The organism is Arthrobacter sp. FW306-1B-F12A (assembly GCF_058781865.1).
Window position 1 is genome coordinate 1 of sequence record NZ_JBYSXD010000022.1, and the last position, 17,132, is coordinate 17,132.

Genomic DNA, 17,132 nt, shown 5'->3' on the forward strand with positions numbered 1-17,132 from the left:
CCAGCTCACAAGGAAAGTCCCATGGCATGGCGTGTCGCCGACCTGCAGAAACGACCGCATTAGCCGGTTAAGAGGGACACCCCCACCTTGCCCATGGACTGGGTGACCCCGTTCTGGGCGCACCATCGTTGGAATTCCTCCGAGGTGTACTGGACGTGCCCCGGTCGGAGTGGAAGACGACTGGGCCGCCGATGAGGTGGCCGTGGTTCCGGGCCATCCGCAGGGCCGCGGTGCACAGGCTGGCGCGCATGTGTTCGGCCATGGCCCAGCCGATGACCATCCCGGAGAACAGGTCGATGACCGTGGCCAGGTAGAGCCAGCCCTCGCCGGTGCGCAGGTAGGTGATGTCCCCGACCAGCCGGGTCCCGGGCACCGCGGAGGTGAAGTCGCGCCTGCCCTGGTCATCGAGCATGTGGTTCTGGATGTGGGCGGTCTTGGCCTGCGGGTCCTGGAGCGTGGTCTTTTTCCAGGCCTGGGTGCGGATGGCCCGCAGGCCGTGCTCGCGCATGATGGCCCCCACGGTCGGGGCGGAGACCTTGGTCCCGGCCGCGTTCAGGAGCCGGGTCAGCTGGTCCCGCCCGGCACGCCCGGACTCCTTCGTGTAGAGCTTGGTGACCGCGGTGACCAGCTCCCCGTGCCGCACGGTGCGCGGTGAAGGGCCGGCAGGTTTGCGCCACCGGTAATAGGAGGCCCGGGAGACGTTCAATTTCCGGCACAGCCACACCACGGGATGGTTGGCCTTCTCCGCTTCGATGAATTCGTAGAAGTCCTCTACTTTTGCTTCGCGGCAAAGAAGGCGCTGACTTTTCCCAGGAACTCGACCTCGGCCTTCAACCTGGCGTTTTCGGCCAGCGCTTTCTGGTGTTCATCCCACGCCACCGGGCCCCGGTCCTCGGGCTGGGCAGGGGTGTCTGGTTGCTTGTCCCGGGACTTGTGTACCCAGTTTCCCAGCGTGCTTTCCTTCACCCCGATCTCCTGCGCGATCTGCTTCACCGGCCGGTCCGAAGACAAAACCAGTCGAACCGATTCCTCCCGGAACGCGGCGTCGTATGTCTTTCTGCGGGTGGTCATCTGAAACTGAGGCTCCCATCAAGCTGTCTCACAAAACCATACGGCCGCACCCGGAATTTGACGACATATCAGAGCGAGCGTCGTGGAATTTGACCGTATAAGCGAGCGAGCGTCCAGGAAGCGGCACCTAGGCCGACCAGGCAAAGGGAGCGGAGAAGGAGTTCTTTCCGGCGTTGTCCCAGGTCATCCCGAACACGTCCACGCGGGCCGTGCTGGCTGTGCCCGCGGCCAAGGTGTCCGCCGGGAATCCTACCCCGCTGACTTTCACTCCCAGCCCTGTGGCATCCATCGGAGACACGAAGTCCTCAACGGCCAAGTCGACGGCACTGCCGACGCGGACCTGGTGCGAACGACCGTCTTCGGTGTAGGCGATTTCCAGGGATTCCATTCCCGCCATTTCACCGATCAGGGGTGTGAGGCCCTCCATTGGTCCGCCGAGCTGGCCACCGAAAACAGCGCCGAGCGCTTCGGCTTGCTCGGGTGAGGCGGCGGCGTCCATCAGCACGCCGAGTTTCCATCCCCCGTCGCTCATGAGGGCAGGCGTATCGGCGACGACGCAGACCGTCAGGCCACCGACGTCGACGCCGTTTACCTCACCTGTGTCCACATGAAAGGCCAGGGCCACGTTGCATCGATCGTTATCCGCCGGTGCGGTCAGCCCTGAAGTGGAACACGGGCAGACCATGTCGCAGTTGCAATTCTCAAAATACGTACCCTCGACGTGCCACGACATCTGGGGCTCCTTTCGGCGAGGCATCCCCAGAAAAAAGTCTCCTCGCGGCCCGGAACAGTGTCAACGCTCTCCGGATCGCTCACGGGTCCATGGGTCGTACCTCGATAGGCCACAGCCTGGACTCTCCGAACTTGCCGGCGATCTCCACAGCCCTTGCCATGTCCACGCAGTCAACCACGTAGTAGCCGGCCACGATTTCCTTTGTCTCGATGAACGGGCCGTCCGTCACCGTAGGCCCGCTGCCGTTGTTTCTCACGAACTTCGCTTCTTCACCGAGTTCATGAGCCTCCACAAATTCTCCGGAGGCCCTGAGTTCCTGCTGCAAGGAGGTGTGCGCCTCCATGATCGCGTCGATCTCGGACTCCGGAAGGGCGTTCCAGGCGTCGAAATTGTTTTGAATCAGCAAGAGATGTTTCATTTCTTCTCCTTGACGGCGGATGTCGCATTGCTATTCGGCGTGGATTCAGATGAGGACGAGGACGCAGAACCAGTCTCCGCCAGGCGTTTGCCAAGGTAGCGGCGTTCCGCCTCGGATGGTGCGAGTTCGCGGGCCCGCTGGTATTCGTCCCTCGCCTCCGACCTTCGGCCGAGCCGCCTCAGGAGGTCCGCTTTCGCGGCGGGCAGAAGGTAGTACCCCTCGAGCGAGCGGGATCGGTCCAGTTGCTCGATGAGGGCCAGCCCGGCCTCCGGACCTTGGGACATTGCGACGGCGACAGCGCGGTTGAGTTCGACAACCGGCGACGGCGCAATCTGCGCAAGGGAGTCGTACAGCGAGGCCACCCGGGCGAAGTCTGTACTTCCTGGGGTGCGGGCGGTCATATGGCATGCCGCAATAGCGGCCTGGACACGGTAGCTCCCTGGCCGGGATCGGTGTGAAATGCCAAGCCGTTCGGCAGTGGCAAGGAGCGCAACGGCCTCGGCAACCTCAGCGTGGTCCCACGATTCGCGGTCTTGCTCCTCCAACGTCACCAAGTCCCCCGCCGCGTCCGTTCGAGAGCTTCGCCGGGCATGGTGGAACAGCATGAGCGCGAGGAGGCCCATGGCCTCCGGTTCCTGCTGTGAACCGGCAAGCAACGAAACGAGCAAGCGGTTGAGGCGAATCGCTTCCCGCGCAAGGGACTCCCGGATCAAGGAATCGCCGCCCGTGGCGGAATAGCCTTCGTTGAACATGAGATAGAGCACCGCCAGGACCCCGGACGTGCGTTCGGCTCTCAGCTCCGGGGGCGGTACCCGATACGGGATTCCTGCGTCACGTATCTTGGCCCGTGCGCGGACCAGCCGCTTTGACATGGTTGCCTCCGAGACGAGGAACGCACGCGCAATCTCACCCGTCGTCAGCCCTGCGACGGTGCGCAGCGTCAACGCAACCCTTGCGTCGAGCGGGAGGGCAGGGTGGCAACAGGTGAAGATCAGCCGCAGCCGGTCGTCTTCCGCACCCGGATCATTGCTGCCCCCATCCCCCAGGCCTTCGAGTTGGGCGATGATCGCGAGTTCACGGACAGCCCTCTTTTCACTGGCCGCACTCCGCATGCGATCGATCGCCCTGTTCCTCGCCACTGTGGTCAGCCAAGCCCCGGGGTTCCGCGGAACGCCGTGCTCCGGCCAGTCGACCAATGCCTTTGCGAACGCGTCCTGGACGCAATCCTCCGCCAGGCTCCAGTCTCCCGTCACCCGGATGAGGGTTGCGGTGATCCGGGCGTTCTCCTCGGCGGAGGCAGCCTCGACGGCGGTCCGGGCATCCGTCAGTTCTCTCGCCATTTCATCTCCCCGCTCAAGACGCCGGACGCCGGGCGAACCGCTACAGCCCGAGCGGCCACACTGGCCTGATCTCGATCTTGCCGAATCGTGCCATGGGATGCTTGGACGCCACCTCGATGGCCTCATCGAGATCGGCACACGCGATGACGTCGTAGCCCGCGATCCACTCTTTCGTCTCCGCAAACGGCCCGTCCGAGACAACCACTTCGCCCGCCCGCACCGTGACGGTGGTGGCGTCCTCGACGGGACGCAGCCGGTCACCGTGACGGGTTACGCCGCGGGCTTCCATCTCGGCCACCCATTCAACGATATTGTCCTCGGCGGCGACGTATTCCGGCGCTGCCGGGTCGTTGCAAATGAAAAGCATGTACTCCACGATGACTCCTTCTTCTCGGTTGATACACCATGACGACGGGCGGGACGTCGCGAAAAGGACACTGCCTGGGAAATTCTTTTTCGGGTCAAAATGGCTGTGATCTTGCCCCTTGACTATGTTGACACCCACAATGACGCGGGCAAGACTGATCATAGGTCCGCGTCCTACGAGGTGCAGGACGTCTGGCCCCTAAGGGGTGGACAATGCAGATTCCGGCTCCATTTGATTATGAGCGCGCGAGCGACGTCGCAAACGCGCTGTCCCTCCTCGAACGCCACGGTCCCGAGTCGCGCATCATCGCCGGCGGGCACAGCTTGCTGCCGATGATGAAGCTCCGCCTGGCGCGTCCGGAGTGGCTGATCGACATCAACGACCTGACGGAACTGGAATTCATCCGCAGGGAAGGCGAGCAGTTGCGTGTGGGCGCGTTAACCCGCCACACGGCGCTCCTCGAGTCAGCCGAAGTCGCCGAGCTCTTTCCGATAATCCGCGACGCCGAGCAGGTGATCGCGGACCCTGTGGTCCGCAACCGTGGAACGATCGGCGGCTCGCTCTGCCAAGCGGATCCGGCCGAAGACCTGTCTACCGTTTGCGATGTCCTGCGCGCCGAGGCCGTGATCCGCGGGCCCGACGGCGAACGGATCGTCGCGATGTCGGATTTCCACCGCGGCCCTTACGAAACCGCCGTGGCGCAAAACGAACTGTTGTACGAAGTCCGCTTCACGATCCGCCCGCGCTCGGGCAGCGCCTATGAAAAAGTGGAGCGCCGGGTGGGTGACTGGGCAGTCGTCGCGGCCGGGGCCGCCGTCGGGCTTTCCGCAGACGGCACGGTAGAGGAGGCCGCCATCGGGCTGACGGCGGTCGGGCTGGACGGCACTATCCCCGAGGCCGAAGCCGTGCTCCGCGGACAGCAGCCGCAGGAAGACCTGTTCGCCGAGGCTGCCCGCATCGCAGCAGCCGCTTGCCACCCGGTGGACGACCAGCGCGGGCCGGTCGACTACAAACGGCACTTGGCCGATGAACTCACACGCAGGGTCCTGCGCCGTGCTTGTGCACGCGCGGCAGGCGCACAGGAAGGCTGAAAGCAATGCAGGTCAGCATGACGGTCAACGGGGACAAGGTGACCCGGGAGATCGAACCCCGCGTGTTGCTGGTCCACTTCATCCGCGAAAACCTTGGATTGACCGGCACGCACTGGGGATGCGACACGAGCAACTGCGGAACCTGCGTGGTCCTGATGGACGGACAACCGGTGAAATCATGCACCGTGCTGGCAGCCATGGCCGACGGGCACGACATTCGGACCGTCGAGGGACTGGCCGTCAATGGCACGCTCGATCCGGTGCAGCAGGGGTTCATGGAGGAGCACGGCCTGCAATGCGGATTCTGCACTCCAGGCATGATGCTCACGGCCAGGGCCCTGCTGGACCGCAACCCGCATCCCGACGGCGGCGAGATCCGCCAAGCCATTTCCGGCCAGATTTGCCGGTGCACCGGTTACGCGACGATCGTCCGCTCGGTGAAGTGGGCCGCAGCCCACCCGCCCGGTTGGGACGCTGAGACGGACGCCCAGGCGGACGACGGCGGTGCCGGAGGGACCATCGAAAAAGAGGTGACGGCATGACCACCGTCCAGGAGCATGCACCCAACCCGGCGGCCGGAGACCCGGGCCGCCCGATCGGGTTCGGCCGCCTCCAGCGCAAGGAGGACCCGCGGTTCGTCCGCGGCAAGGGCAATTACCTCGACGACATCGTGCTGCCCGGCATGCTGCATGGGGCCATTCTGCGCGCTCCCGTTGCGCATGCCCGACTGGTTTCCATAGACACGTCCGAAGCATTGGCGCATCCCGGGGTCCTCGCCGTCATCACCGGCAAGGACCTGCAGGCCCTCAACCTCGCGTGGGCGCCCACCCTGTCCGCGGACGTCCAGGCAGTCCTCGTCACGGACAAGGTCCGCTTCCAGGGCCAGGAAGTCGCCTTCGTGGTCGCGGAGGACCGCTACGCTGCCCGGGACGCCTTGGAGCTGATCGACGTCGAATACGACATGTTGCCTCCGGTGATTGATGCCCGCCGCGCCCTCGATCCCGGCGCGCCGGTCATCCGCGACGATATCGAGGGCCGGACGGACAACCGGATCTTCGACTGGGAGATCGGCGATGCGGCCGAAACCGAGGCGGTGTTCGCCGCTGCCGACGTCGTCGTCGCCCAGGAGGTTGTGTACCCCCGAGTGCACCCGGCGCCCATGGAAACCTGCGGCGCCGTGGCGGACTTCGATCCGATCGACGGCAGGCTGACCCTCTACGAAACGACCCAGGCCCCGCATGCCCACCGGACGCTGTATGCGATAGTCGCCGGCATTCCGGAGCACAAGATCCGGATCGTCTCCCCCGATATCGGCGGAGGCTTCGGCAACAAGGTGGGCATCTATCCCGGCTATGTCCTGGCCGTCGTCGGCTCGATCGTCACCGGGAAGCCGGTGAAATGGGTGGAGGACCGCTCGGAGAACCTGATGTCCACGTCGTTCGCCCGCGACTACATCATGCAGGGCGAGATCGCAGCCACCAAGGAAGGCAAGATCCTGGCAGTCCGGACCAGCGTGCTGGCAGACCACGGCGCCTTCAACGCGACCGCACAGCCCACCAAGACCCCGGCCGGCTTCTTCTCCATCTTTACCGGGAGCTACGACCTGAAGGCGGCCTACTGCAAGGTCACTGGTGTCTACACCAACAAGGCCCCCGGTGGCGTCGCCTATGCCTGTTCCTTCCGCGTGACGGAAGCGGTCTACCTCGTGGAGCGCATGGTGGACATCCTGGCCCGGAAACTCGAGATGGATCCGGCAGAGCTCCGGCTCAAGAATTTCATCAAACCCGAGCAGTTCCCCTACGCCAACAAGACTGGCTGGATCTACGACTCCGGCAACTACGAGCCTGCCATGCGGCTGTCCATGCAAATGGCCGGGTACGAGGATCTCCGGCGCGAGCAACTCGAAAAGCGGGAGCGCGGCGAGCTGATGGGCATCGGCGTGTCCTTCTTCACTGAGACCGTCGGCGCCGGGCCCCGTAAGCATTTTGACATCGTGGGACTCGGCATGGCCGACGGCGCGGAACTCCGCGTCCATCCCACCGGCAAGGCCGTCGTCAGGATCTCGGTGCAAAGCCAGGGGCAGGGCCACGAAACCACGTTCGCCCAGATCGTGGCGGAGGAACTTGGCATCCCGCCTGAGAGCATCGACGTCGTCCACGGCGACACCGACCAGACGCCCTTCGGTCTGGGCACCTACGGGAGCCGCTCGACGCCGGTCAGCGGCGGCGCGGTAGCGCTGGTGGCGCGGAAGGTACGGGACAAGGCGAGGTTCATTGCCGCTGCGATGCTTGAGACCCGGCCCGAGGACCTCGAGTGGGAAAAGGGCCGCTGGTTCGTCAAGGGCGATCCAAGCGCCGGCAAGACGATCGCCGAGATCGCCTTCGGCGCCCACGGCACGGTGGCCCTCCCGGAGGGCATCGACGGTAACCTCGACGCGGAGGTGACGTATGACCCTCCCAACCTGACGTTCCCGTTCGGCGCCTATATCTGCGTGGTGGACGTCGACGCCGGTACCGGCCACGTCAAGGTCCGTCGCTTCATCGCGGTGGACGATTGCGGGACCCGGATCAATCCGATGATCATCGAAGGCCAGGTCCACGGCGGGCTGACAGACGGCGTCGGGATGGCGCTCATGGAAATCATCGCGTTCGACGAGGAGGGCAACTGCCTCAGCGGCTCGTTCATGGACTACCTCATCCCGACGGCGATGGAAGTCCCCGACTGGGAGACCGGGTTCACCGTCACGCCATCGCCGCACCACCCCATCGGCGCCAAAGGCATTGGTGAATCCGCCACGGTCGGGTCCCCGCCGGCCATCGTCAATGCGATCGTGGATGCCTTGACGCCATATGGAGTGACCCACATGGATATGCCGTGCACGCCGGCCCGGGTGTGGGAGGCCATGCAGGGCCGGGCCAGGCCACCGGTGTGACATGCCGCTGCACGGAGAAGCCTTGGCCGCTAAGGTGCAGGAACTTGTGGAGCGCCGGGAACCGTTTGTGCGTGCCACGGTAGTCCGCGCGCAGCACCCCACCAGCGCCCACGCCGGGGACACCGCCCTGGTGCTGGCCAACGGGGACATCGACGGGTTCCTGGGTGGCACGTGCGTCGAGGCGTCCGTGCGCGAATACGGCCTGCAGACGCTTTCCAAGCACGAACCCCTGTTGCTGCGCGTCGTCCCCGGTGAACCGTCCCGCACCCGCGAGGAGGGCGCCGTCGAGGTTTCAAACCCCTGCCTCAGCGGCGGCGCCGTGGAGATCTTCCTCGAGCCGCAAATGCCCGCTCCCCGGGTGGTGGTGGTCGGCGCGACCCCCGTGGCACAAGCGTTGGGTGCCTTGGGTGCCATCCTCGACCTGGACATGGAACTCAGCGACGGAGCCACGGCGGAACCGCGGGCCGACGACGCCGCCCTCATCGTCGCGTCGCAGGGCCGGGACGAAGAACCCGCATTGGAGGCCGCGCTCCGGCTAGGGGTGCCGTACGTCGCCCTTGTCGCAAGCCGCACGCGCGGCGCCGCCGTCCTGGCCTCGCTCGACGTCGACGACGGCCAGCGTGCGCGCGTGCACAGCCCGGCGGGGCTGCTGCTGGGCGGCCGGACTCCTGCCGAGATCGCGCTGTCGATCTTGGCCGAGCTAGTGTCCGTGCGCCACCTCGGCCGGACTGCGGACACGACGACTCCGGAGGCTGCGACCGTAGAGGCTGCGACGGCGGATCCGGTGCCGGCGAGCGCCGAACCTGCGAGCGCCGTGGATCCCGTTTGCGGCATGAGCGTCGCGGCCGTGGAGTCGACGCTGCACGCCGAATATGCCGGAACGACGTACTACTTCTGTTCCCCTGGATGCAGGAGGGCCTTCCTCGCCGATCCGGAACGATATGCCGCGTCCTGAGCCCCGGACCTCCGGGCCGGTGCGGGCAGGCGCGGAAGACGAGGTGCGGCGTCTTGTCCCGGACGTTTCCGCGCTCACGTCCGCGCTCGACGACGGCGACTATCTTGCCGACGTCGGACTGGCGACCGCACTGTTCCTGTCCGTCCGCTTGCCGCAACCCATCCTGCTGGAGGGTGAGGCCGGCGTCGGGAAGACCGAGGCGGCGAAGGCACTGGCGAAGGTGCTCGACACTCCCCTGTATCGTTTGCAGTGCTACGAGGGCATCGACGTGGGCGAGGCGCTCTACGAGTGGAACCATCAACGCCAGCTCCTGGGCATCCGATTGGCGGAAGTCCGGGACGTCCGTATGGAGGAGGCCGACCTCTTCGGGGAACAGTACCTCCTGCGTCGCCCGCTACTGAAGGCGATCGAGCATCCGGGCCCGCGTCCCGCCGTCCTGCTACTGGATGAGATCGACCGGGCCGACGCGGAGTTCGAGGCCTTCACCTTCGAGCTGCTGGCCGAAGCCGCCGTGACTATTCCCGAGCTGGGCACTATCCGCGCCACGCACCCGCCCGTCGTCGTCCTGACCTCCAACCGGACCAGGGACCTGCACGACGCATTGACCCGGCGCTGCCTGTACCACTGGATTGACTACCCCCGGCCGGAGCGGATCGCCGCGATTGTTCGCCGTAGGGTGCCTGGGAGCGCCGAGCCACTCGCCCTGGATGCCGCAGCTGCAATCACCAGGCTGCGATCCTTGGACTTGGCCAAACCTCCGGGGATCGCGGAGGCAATCGACTGGGTGTCCGCCCTCACTGTGCTTGGTGTCGACCGGCTGGATCCGGTTGCGGTGAATCAGACCTGGGGTTCGGTCCTGAAGAATCGCGATGACCTGGACCTTGCGTGGGCCCGCGGCCCAGGATGGGTGGCGGGCGGCAATGCCTGAGTACGCGCCGAGTGATGGCCTGGCGGGCGTCGATGCGGCGGCTTTGGCGGTGGGGTTCAGCATGGCCCTGCGCCGTGCAGGGCTGCCGAGTTCCCCGGACCGTGCCGGCTGGCTGGCCCAGGCGCTCCGGATCGTTCCTCCTACTGCGCGTGAGCCGCTGTACTGGACCTGCCGGGTGGCGCTCGTCTCCTCGCATGAGCAACTGCCGGCATTCGATGCCGTCTTTTCGGCGGCATTTGACGGGATGCTCGATCCGGCAGACACCCGCGGTGATGCCAACAGTCCTCCAGCAATCGGCGCGGCGGAGCACGCCCGGGCCGCTGTAAGCGAGCGACGCCTGGCACGTGCCGACGGCCACGTCCCGGCGTCGCGGGCACCCCTCGCCGTCCCCGGCGTAGGGAACGACGACGAATCCAACGCACCCGGGTTCGAGGCCATCCTGGCCATGGCCTCCGCTGACGAGCACCTGCATGCGAAGTCGTTCGCCGAGCTCACCCCCGAAGAAACTGCCCAGGTGCGCCAGCTGGTGCGGCGCATCGTGCTGGCAACCCCTGAGCGCCGCAGCCGTCGGACACGCCAATGGGCCCACAACGGTGCGAAGCTCGACCTCCGGCGCACCATCCGCGCGGCCCGGCGCACCGGCGGCGACGCAAGCTCCTTGGTCTACTCCCGCCGTCGCGCGCGTCCGCGCCGCTTGGTGTTCCTGTGCGATATATCCGGGTCCATGGAACCGTATACACAGGTCTTCCTGTCCCTGTTGCAGGGAGCTGTGGCCGGTGCCCAGGCCGAGGCGTTTGTGTTTTCCACCCGGTTGACCAAGCTGACCCGGCAGCTTTCGAACCGGAATGCCGACGAGGCCCTGGCCCTCGGAGCCGCAGCCGCCCCGGACTGGGCGGGTGGCACCAGGCTGGCGGAGAGCCTCCGGCATTTCATCGACGGCCATGGACGCCGCGGGCTGGCCCGGGGCGCGGTGGTGGTGGTGCTCTCCGACGGTTGGGCCCAGGACGCGCCGGAATTGGTGGAAGCCCAGATGGCGCGGTTGCGACGCCTTGCGCACCGGATCGTCTGGGTTAATCCGAGGAAGGCTGGCACCGGCTACCAACCTTTGGCAGGCGGGATGGCCGCTGCGCTGCCCTATTGTGACGCCTTCGTGAGCGGGCACAACTACGCCGCTTTGACGGAAGCGGCCGCCGCGATTCGCGCCGAGCGGCCGCGCCCGTCGCGCCCGTCGCGAGTGGCGGCCAGTGCAACCCGCCAGCACGGGCAGGAGAAGGTATGACTGAAACGGCCATCGAGCTCGTAGGTGTGACCAAGCGTTTCGGTTCCCTCACCGCCGTCCACGATCTCAGCCTGCAGGTGGAGCGCGGGGAGATTTTCGGCCTTCTGGGGCCCAACGGCTCAGGCAAAACGACCATCATCAACATGATCAGCGGCCTCAGCCGCCCAAGTTCCGGCCGTGTCAAGGTGCTGGGCATCGATCTGCTGAAGGATCCACGCCAGATCCGGCGCTCGCTCGGGACCGTACCGCAGGAGAACGCCCTGTACGAGGAACTCACGGCCGAGGCCAACCTGCGGTTCCACGCCGATCTCTTCGACGTGCCCAGGCATGGTCTCGAGCGGAAGATCACCGCGCTCCTCGAGTTGGCGCAATTGGAGGAGCGCCGGAAGAGCCGCGTCGCCACGTTCTCCGGCGGCATGAAGCGAAGGCTGGCATTGGTCCGGGCCATGCTCCACGAACCGGAATTGCTCTACTTCGACGAACCGACCCTCGGCGTCGATGTACAGAGCAGGCATGCCCTCTGGGACCGGATCCTCGAACTTAAGGACCGCGGTACCACGGTCCTCATCACCAGCAACTACCTTGAGGAAGCGAACGCCCTGTGCGATCGCCTGGCCATCATCGACCGCGGACGGCTCGTGGCGCTCGATTCGCCGTCGAAGCTGCGGCGCAGCTTCGGTGACACGGTGGTCGAAATGCGCACCCATCCGGCGCCTGGGGAAGACATCGTTCAAAAGGTCCTCGCGCTCCCCGGCGTCGTCTCGGCAGTTACATCCGACGGCTCGCTGAAGGTCACTGTGGAAGGCGGTTCCGATGTCACCGGCAGGGTGGTGACCGCCGTCGTCGATTCCACGAGCCTTGAGGAGATCCAGAGCCGCGAGCCGAGCCTCGACGAGGTTTTCCTCAGCCTGACAGGCAAGGAGCTCCGGGAATGAGCCTCCGCCATGACCTCCGCGTGATACGGGCCGTGGCGGCGACGGACATCCGCCTCACCCTCCGGGAGCCGCTCTTCGCGATCATCGGCGTCCTCATCCCGATCAACTTCCTGCTGCTCTTCCTCCTCTTTGCGATCAGCGGGGGCCAGGCACCGATCGCCGTCGTGATGAACGACCACGGACCGCTCGCGCAACGCTTCGTCCAGGCCATGGACGGCTCGCATTCGTTCATCATCCACACCGCAACCCCGACCGAAGCGGAGAGCGAGATCCACTCCGGCAGCATCGTCGCCGTCGTCACCGTGCCGCAAGAGTTCGACGCCGCACTTGCCGCCCGAGCGCGGATCGAGATTCCCGTGGAAGTCAACAACTTGAACGTCGACTTCACCAACGACATCCGCCGGGCCGTGCCGCTGTCCATCACGTCCTTCTACGCGGACGCCTTCCCGGACCAAGTAGTAGTGACCGCCCGCGAATCCGACGTCCACGCCCAGGACACCGGCTACATTCCGTACCTCGCCGTGAGCATCATGGTTGCCGGCTTGATGCTCGCGTCCCAACTACAAGGCAGCGTCAATACCGCGAGGGACTACGAGCTCGGGACCATCAAGGAACTCGCACTGGCGCCTGTGAGCCGTTTGACCATCGGGGTAGGCAAGGTACTGGGAGCCGCGGTCCTCGCGGCGGCGTCCGCGCTGCTGCTACTCGCCGTCGTGGTCCTGTTTATCGGAGTCAATCCGCTCCATCCCCTCGAAGTATTGGGCTTCGGACTCCTGATACTGGCGGCGTTCCTCGCCCTCGGCGTCCTCGTCGGGACGCTGGTCCGCCGGAGGCAGCAGGCAATCCCCTTGTCCATCGCGGCCGTTCTTCCCCTGTTTTTCTTGAGTGGACCGTTCGGGCCGGCGAACTGGCTGGGTGCCATCCCGGGCGGGATCGCCGCGATATCGCCCCTCACGTATGCCATCGCCGCTTTCCAGCACGCCTTCCACGGCTACCAGACGGCTCCGCAGGGCCTGACTGTGGACGCGATCGTGCTGGCGGGCTTCACCGTGGTGGCCGTAGGGTTCGCGGCCTTCGTGTTCAGCCGGCGGGGGGCGAGGCACTGATGGCGTCCGGGCGTGCCGTGCTCGCTATCGCGGCGAAAGACATCCTGACCTGGTTTCGCACGCCGTCGGCGATTCTGGCCAGCCTGCTGCCGCCCGTCGCGTTCCTGCTGATCATCTTCGTAGTTGCCGGCGCGGTCGGCCGGAACCCGGTCGCCCTGGTGGTCGAGGATAACGGGCCGCAAGCGCAGAGACTCGTCTCGATCCTTGAGAACTCGGACGCCTTCCGCGTCCAGCGGGCAACTCCCTCTGAGGCCACCGAGCTGCTGGACACCCTTCAGGTTGCGGCGGTCATTACCGTGCCCGCCACGTTCGACGACGACTACCGGGCCCGGCGGCCCGACCCCGTCAGCGTGCAGATCAACAACCTGAACCTCGACTTCACCAACGATCTGCGCCGTTCAGTGCCAGCCGCTATTACGAATTTTTATGCCGGCCAGCCGGACACTCCGATCATGGTCGGCGTGTCCGAATCGGACCTGAGGCCGCACGACGTCGACCTGGTCCAGTTCCAGCTCGTGCCGATCCTCGTGCTCCTTCTCACGATCATGGGGATCGTCAACGGCGGGTTGGCCGCGGCCCGCGAATTCGAAGACCTGACCATCAAGGCGCTGTTGCTCTCGCCGATTGGCCGCGGGACACTGATTGCCGGCAAAATCCTGGCGTGCTGGGTGACGACAATGCTCGTGGCGGCGGTGGTGCTGGCCTTGTCGTTCGCCTTTGGGGTGCTCCGGCCTGCCGGCTGGTATTGGTTGCCGGCTCTGGCCGCGATCGGATTGATCGCGCTGGCGGCCGCGGGGCTTGGGACCGCTTTGGGAGGCGCGCTGCGACGCTTTTCAGCCGTTGCCGGGGCAGGCATCAACCTCTCCATCTACCTGTTTTTCCTCAGCGGAGGAATCAGTGTTGCAGCCTTCCTGCCGGATTGGATCCAGGCCATAGCGCATTTCACACCAACGTTTTATGGCGTGGATGCCTTGGAGGCCGCGATCTTCTACCAATCGACCGACAACCTCGGCCGCGACCTGGCGGTACTGCTGGCTACGGCCGCAGTCGGACTCGTCTTGGGGACGGTGTCCCTCCGGCGGCGGCTCGTCGATTACTAGGCTCCGATGGCTGCCTCAGTTCCCTTGACCTAGGTGTGCGAAACGTTTCACGCTTGCTTTTCAGTGGTTGGGGGCCAGTGGGTTTCGGTCGGGGGGATTCGCCACCCAGCCGCCGATGCACCGTCGATCAATGTTCGGATCGCGCCCGTGACGATAGGCCGTGTGTCATCCGCGCGATGCAGCAAGTCCCATGCCCACAGCGGCACCGGGGACGTGACGGGCCGGCGGGTCAAGGTGGGTGGCATCGGCGCCGCATGGCGTTTAGGCGATTGCAGCACTGGCCGCCTCAAGCGGGCCACATGTTCGAAGAATGCCGGTCCGGTAATGCCACCGTCGTCGATGTGTGTGACGGACGCCCCGCTGGCCTTCGCGAAGGCCAACGCATAGCGGTTCCACGAGTCCCAGGACGCTTCGTCAACATCGACGAGAACCGTGAGCTCGGCTGCTGGCACGCTGTCGTGACGGGTCGCGTGGTGGGCGCCTGGCATGACCGCCTGCAGTCGCTCGTACATTAGGAGCTCGGCCACCAGGTTCTGCCGCACGACGTCGGCATTCTCAATCCACGCGATGGCGAGGTCGAGGCTGCCTTCGGCCACCCGCGCCGCTTGGGTATGGGATGGCAGGACCCACTCGTCGATACGGATCCGAAGGGTGGGCATTGTCGCGATCCCCGGGGGAAGCCAACTGACATAGCCCAGCCGCAGCGGCAACTGTCGGTCTCCGTTGCGAGCCCGATCGAACGCTCGCGAGGCAGCGGCCAACACCTCGCGGGCGTCAGTCAGGAACTCGCTGCCGGCGGGCGTCAACTCGACATGCCTGCGATCACGGATGAGGAGCTGAGTCCCGAGCTCGCGCTCAAGGTTGATGATCTGCTGGGACAGCGACGGGCCGGCAATGTGGAGCCGCTCTGCGGCTCGACCGAAATGCAGCTCCTCGGCGACAGCGACAAAGTAGGTGAGCTGCCGGAGTTCCACGGGTTGATTGTACGCCGGAATGACGGCTGGGAGGCGGGGCCTACCAGTGCTCGGATACAAGTCGTGGACCGCAGACGTGTACTCGGGTTGACTCAGAGAAAGGGCACCCGCCCGCAGGCCAACAATCACACAACAAAAAAGAAATCAGTCCGATGGAATTCCTCACCACCCTCACCACGAACGTCCCGCATGGAACGCCGGAATCGACGGTCGACTCCACCAAGGATCGCGAGGCTATCCGCGCTGCCGAACTCGCGCAGATGGGCCACCTCCTGCGATTGTGGCGGCCGCCCACAGAGCCGGGCGAGTGGCGTACTGTCGGCCTCTGGAGCGCCGACACTGAAGCCGATCTCAAGGAAATCCTTGCCTCGCTCCCGTTGCACGTGTGGATGACCGTAGAGATCACGCCACTGAATCCACACCCGAACGATCCTGTGCCGGCGAAGGCCTGACCATCTGCGGGCCATCCACGTCTAGACCCTGCTTCGACGTCCTCTGAATAGGCCGAAGATCAGCAGCACGATGACGGCCCCCAGGATGGACAGCAGCCAGGTCCTCAGATCGAAGAAGTCTCCCAGTCCACCACCGAAGACGAGGGAACCGATCCAACCACCAAGAAACGCCCCGACAACTCCTAGAAGGAGGGTGAGCAGCAAGCCGCCGCCTTGCCGTCCAGGAAGAATGGCCTTTGCGATGGCGCCCGCAATCAGGCCGAGCAGAAGAAAAGCGAGAAGTCCCATGGTGCATCTCCTTTGCAACGAAGACGAGCGCCAGTTCGGCGCTTCGCCTCTGAGTCAATCAGCATGCTTACTGGCAGGCAAGGCCCCGCGCCCTCCTATCCCAGGGTGGAGAGGGCCGCCGGTGCGCACTCAATCCTGACCGGCAGGTCCGCGTCAACGGATTTCACTTCACCGTCGATCTGGTAGCTCAGGGGCTTGAGGGTGGTGAACGAGTAGCTGCTCACGCTGGGCTGGTCCCCCAGCCCCTTGGTAGCCGCCCGCAGCGCCGTCAAGAGGACCCGCCACTTTGGCTTGTGGGCAAAGAGGACCACTTCGAATTTTCCGTCAGCGAGCTTGTCGTCGGCGTCGCTGAGCGTGGCATACTTGGCCATCTCAGGAATGTTGGCGAGCACGAGGCTGTCCAAACGGCGGCGCTTGCCGTCGGCCAGGCGTATTTCGAAAGGCTCGAACTTCGAGAAGGTCCGGATCACGGAGACCATTTCCTTCAGGGCGCCCTTGCCGCCCTTTTCCAGGTCAATCGCCATTACCGGGGTCAGCCCGAAGCCGACATACGAGTGCGCGTACTCCCCCGGCGAGCCCGACCCCTTTCCCGTGTGCACGCGCAGCAAATCGATGCTCCGCACCCTGCCCGCGGCGATCGCCTCCCCGAGCGGCTGGGTGCCCGTGCTCCGCCTGTGATCATTGGCATTGCCCGCCCCCAGCACCGCGCACACCGCCTTGGGGTTGCCTCCTTGCATTACGCCGTTGACAACCTCGTTGTAGCCGCCGTCACCACTGACGGAAACCACCAACACATCCCCGCCACCGCTCACAGCGTCGCGCGCCAGCTCGACGGCATGGCCAGCATGGGCGGTTGGCTGGAGCCTGATGTCCGCGGTGTAGCTGAGAAGATTCTCCAGCTCGTTGTGGAGACCCTCAGCCAGCCTGCGTGCATCCCCCGTGCTGTTGGGATTAAAAATAATGACGATCGATTCAAAGGTCCGTGCAGAAGTCATTGCCGCTCCGATATTCGCTCGTGATGACTTCGGTAAGTGTACTTACAATCTTCTCCTGCACGCTAAGGACCGGGTTCCGGCCAACTTAGCTGGACGGAACAATCAGCAAGGCCCGGTAGACTCTCGTGCCATCCTCTCCCCCCTTCCAGGGGTAACCGCGCGGGACGA

Annotated in this window: 19 protein-coding genes; 10 read left to right on the forward strand and 9 right to left on the reverse strand. The window is 65.3% G+C overall.

The features are described 5' to 3' along the window. Window positions 1-67: 67 nt before the first annotated feature. From AC3WJU_RS12170 to AC3WJU_RS12195, 6 genes are all read right to left on the reverse strand, one after another. The gene (locus AC3WJU_RS12170; protein ID WP_492260013.1) at window positions 68-754 is read right to left on the reverse strand and encodes an IS3 family transposase; all 687 of its coding nucleotides are present in this window, start codon (window positions 752-754) and stop codon (window positions 68-70) included. 17 nt (window positions 755-771) lie between these two features. Further along, window positions 772-1,071, reverse strand: coding sequence for a transposase (locus AC3WJU_RS12175; protein WP_492259972.1), 300 nt, complete (start codon window positions 1,069-1,071; stop codon window positions 772-774). Window positions 1,072-1,198: 127 nt separating this feature from the next. Next, complete coding sequence (locus AC3WJU_RS12180; protein ID WP_284989115.1) at window positions 1,199-1,804, reverse strand: DUF1326 domain-containing protein; 606 nt, start codon at window positions 1,802-1,804, stop codon at window positions 1,199-1,201. Window positions 1,805-1,883: 79 nt separating this feature from the next. Further along, window positions 1,884-2,222, reverse strand: a complete 339-nt coding sequence (locus AC3WJU_RS12185) for a YciI family protein (RefSeq protein ID WP_492259973.1) — start codon at window positions 2,220-2,222, stop codon at window positions 1,884-1,886. Beyond that, window positions 2,219-3,562, reverse strand: coding sequence for an RNA polymerase sigma factor (locus AC3WJU_RS12190; protein WP_492259974.1), 1,344 nt, complete (start codon window positions 3,560-3,562; stop codon window positions 2,219-2,221). Before AC3WJU_RS12190 ends, AC3WJU_RS12185 begins: the two co-directional genes overlap by 4 nt. A gap of 40 nt (window positions 3,563-3,602) precedes the next feature. Next, window positions 3,603-3,929: a YciI family protein gene (locus AC3WJU_RS12195; RefSeq protein ID WP_113990748.1), complete on the reverse strand. Its 327-nt coding sequence runs from the start codon at window positions 3,927-3,929 to the stop codon at window positions 3,603-3,605. A gap of 212 nt (window positions 3,930-4,141) precedes the next feature. On the opposite strand from AC3WJU_RS12195, the gene AC3WJU_RS12200 reads away from it, so the two are divergent. From AC3WJU_RS12200 to AC3WJU_RS12240, 9 genes are read left to right on the forward strand one after another with little or no spacing between them, the layout of a single operon-like run. Then, on the forward strand, window positions 4,142-5,020 hold the full coding sequence (locus AC3WJU_RS12200) for an FAD binding domain-containing protein (RefSeq protein ID WP_476909973.1): 879 nt from the start codon (window positions 4,142-4,144) through the stop codon (window positions 5,018-5,020). A gap of 5 nt (window positions 5,021-5,025) precedes the next feature. Then, entirely contained in the window at window positions 5,026-5,562 is a 537-nt protein-coding gene (locus AC3WJU_RS12205) for a (2Fe-2S)-binding protein (protein WP_492259975.1), read from the forward strand. Next, window positions 5,559-7,952, forward strand: coding sequence for an aerobic carbon-monoxide dehydrogenase large subunit (locus AC3WJU_RS12210; protein ID WP_492259976.1), 2,394 nt, complete (start codon window positions 5,559-5,561; stop codon window positions 7,950-7,952). The genes AC3WJU_RS12205 and AC3WJU_RS12210 overlap by 4 nt, the downstream gene beginning before the upstream one ends. A gap of 1 nt (window position 7,953) precedes the next feature. Then, complete coding sequence (locus AC3WJU_RS12215) at window positions 7,954-8,907, forward strand: XdhC family protein (RefSeq protein ID WP_441437491.1); 954 nt, start codon at window positions 7,954-7,956, stop codon at window positions 8,905-8,907. Further along, the gene (locus AC3WJU_RS12220) at window positions 8,894-9,835 is read left to right on the forward strand and encodes an AAA family ATPase (RefSeq protein WP_284989122.1); all 942 of its coding nucleotides are present in this window, start codon (window positions 8,894-8,896) and stop codon (window positions 9,833-9,835) included. Before AC3WJU_RS12215 ends, AC3WJU_RS12220 begins: the two co-directional genes overlap by 14 nt. Further along, the gene (locus tag AC3WJU_RS12225; protein WP_492259977.1) at window positions 9,828-11,114 is read left to right on the forward strand and encodes a vWA domain-containing protein; all 1,287 of its coding nucleotides are present in this window, start codon (window positions 9,828-9,830) and stop codon (window positions 11,112-11,114) included. Before AC3WJU_RS12220 ends, AC3WJU_RS12225 begins: the two co-directional genes overlap by 8 nt. Further along, entirely contained in the window at window positions 11,111-12,049 is a 939-nt protein-coding gene (locus AC3WJU_RS12230; protein WP_492259978.1) for an ABC transporter ATP-binding protein, read from the forward strand. Before AC3WJU_RS12225 ends, AC3WJU_RS12230 begins: the two co-directional genes overlap by 4 nt. Next, window positions 12,046-13,155 carry an ABC transporter permease gene (locus tag AC3WJU_RS12235; RefSeq protein ID WP_306960016.1) on the forward strand — a complete coding sequence of 370 codons (1,110 nt, stop codon included), beginning with the start codon at window positions 12,046-12,048 and terminating at the stop codon, window positions 13,153-13,155. Before AC3WJU_RS12230 ends, AC3WJU_RS12235 begins: the two co-directional genes overlap by 4 nt. Next, complete coding sequence (locus AC3WJU_RS12240) at window positions 13,155-14,255, forward strand: ABC transporter permease (RefSeq protein WP_492259979.1); 1,101 nt, start codon at window positions 13,155-13,157, stop codon at window positions 14,253-14,255. The genes AC3WJU_RS12235 and AC3WJU_RS12240 overlap by 1 nt, the downstream gene beginning before the upstream one ends. Window positions 14,256-14,302: 47 nt before the next feature. On the opposite strand, the gene AC3WJU_RS12245 is transcribed toward AC3WJU_RS12240, so the two are convergent. Next, entirely contained in the window at window positions 14,303-15,229 is a 927-nt protein-coding gene (locus AC3WJU_RS12245) for a LysR family transcriptional regulator (RefSeq protein WP_492259980.1), read from the reverse strand. A gap of 152 nt (window positions 15,230-15,381) precedes the next feature. On the opposite strand from AC3WJU_RS12245, the gene AC3WJU_RS12250 reads away from it, so the two are divergent. Further along, a complete protein-coding gene (locus AC3WJU_RS12250; RefSeq protein ID WP_307053787.1) occupies window positions 15,382-15,681 on the forward strand; it encodes a muconolactone Delta-isomerase family protein in 300 nt (99 codons plus the stop codon). 21 nt (window positions 15,682-15,702) lie between these two features. Here the strand turns inward: AC3WJU_RS12250 and AC3WJU_RS12255 are convergent, their stop codons facing one another. Both AC3WJU_RS12255 and AC3WJU_RS12260 read right to left on the reverse strand, forming a co-directional pair. Further along, window positions 15,703-15,969 (reverse strand): GlsB/YeaQ/YmgE family stress response membrane protein, encoded by a 267-nt coding sequence (locus tag AC3WJU_RS12255; RefSeq protein WP_059388932.1) that lies wholly within the window; start codon window positions 15,967-15,969, stop codon window positions 15,703-15,705. A gap of 95 nt (window positions 15,970-16,064) precedes the next feature. Continuing rightward, window positions 16,065-16,964, reverse strand: a complete 900-nt coding sequence (locus AC3WJU_RS12260) for a diacylglycerol/lipid kinase family protein (protein WP_284989128.1) — start codon at window positions 16,962-16,964, stop codon at window positions 16,065-16,067. Window positions 16,965-17,132: the final 168 nt, after the last annotated feature.

Coding starts and splice junctions, on each gene's coding strand:
- AC3WJU_RS12175 (WP_492259972.1), bottom strand. CDS start 1,071: ATGACCACCCGCAGAAAGACATACGACGCCGCGTTCCGGGAGGAATCG.
- AC3WJU_RS12180 (WP_284989115.1), bottom strand. CDS start 1,804: ATGTCGTGGCACGTCGAGGGTACGTATTTTGAGAATTGCAACTGCGAC.
- AC3WJU_RS12185 (WP_492259973.1), bottom strand. CDS start 2,222: ATGAAACATCTCTTGCTGATTCAAAACAATTTCGACGCCTGGAACGCC.
- AC3WJU_RS12190 (WP_492259974.1), bottom strand. CDS start 3,562: ATGGCGAGAGAACTGACGGATGCCCGGACCGCCGTCGAGGCTGCCTCC.
- AC3WJU_RS12195 (WP_113990748.1), bottom strand. CDS start 3,929: ATGCTTTTCATTTGCAACGACCCGGCAGCGCCGGAATACGTCGCCGCC.
- AC3WJU_RS12200 (WP_476909973.1), top strand. CDS start 4,142: ATGCAGATTCCGGCTCCATTTGATTATGAGCGCGCGAGCGACGTCGCA.
- AC3WJU_RS12205 (WP_492259975.1), top strand. CDS start 5,026: ATGCAGGTCAGCATGACGGTCAACGGGGACAAGGTGACCCGGGAGATC.
- AC3WJU_RS12210 (WP_492259976.1), top strand. CDS start 5,559: ATGACCACCGTCCAGGAGCATGCACCCAACCCGGCGGCCGGAGACCCG.
- AC3WJU_RS12215 (WP_441437491.1), top strand. CDS start 7,954: ATGCCGCTGCACGGAGAAGCCTTGGCCGCTAAGGTGCAGGAACTTGTG.
- AC3WJU_RS12220 (WP_284989122.1), top strand. CDS start 8,894: ATGCCGCGTCCTGAGCCCCGGACCTCCGGGCCGGTGCGGGCAGGCGCG.
- AC3WJU_RS12225 (WP_492259977.1), top strand. CDS start 9,828: ATGCCTGAGTACGCGCCGAGTGATGGCCTGGCGGGCGTCGATGCGGCG.
- AC3WJU_RS12230 (WP_492259978.1), top strand. CDS start 11,111: ATGACTGAAACGGCCATCGAGCTCGTAGGTGTGACCAAGCGTTTCGGT.
- AC3WJU_RS12235 (WP_306960016.1), top strand. CDS start 12,046: ATGAGCCTCCGCCATGACCTCCGCGTGATACGGGCCGTGGCGGCGACG.
- AC3WJU_RS12240 (WP_492259979.1), top strand. CDS start 13,155: ATGGCGTCCGGGCGTGCCGTGCTCGCTATCGCGGCGAAAGACATCCTG.
- AC3WJU_RS12250 (WP_307053787.1), top strand. CDS start 15,382: ATGGAATTCCTCACCACCCTCACCACGAACGTCCCGCATGGAACGCCG.
- AC3WJU_RS12255 (WP_059388932.1), bottom strand. CDS start 15,969: ATGGGACTTCTCGCTTTTCTTCTGCTCGGCCTGATTGCGGGCGCCATC.
- AC3WJU_RS12260 (WP_284989128.1), bottom strand. CDS start 16,964: ATGACTTCTGCACGGACCTTTGAATCGATCGTCATTATTTTTAATCCC.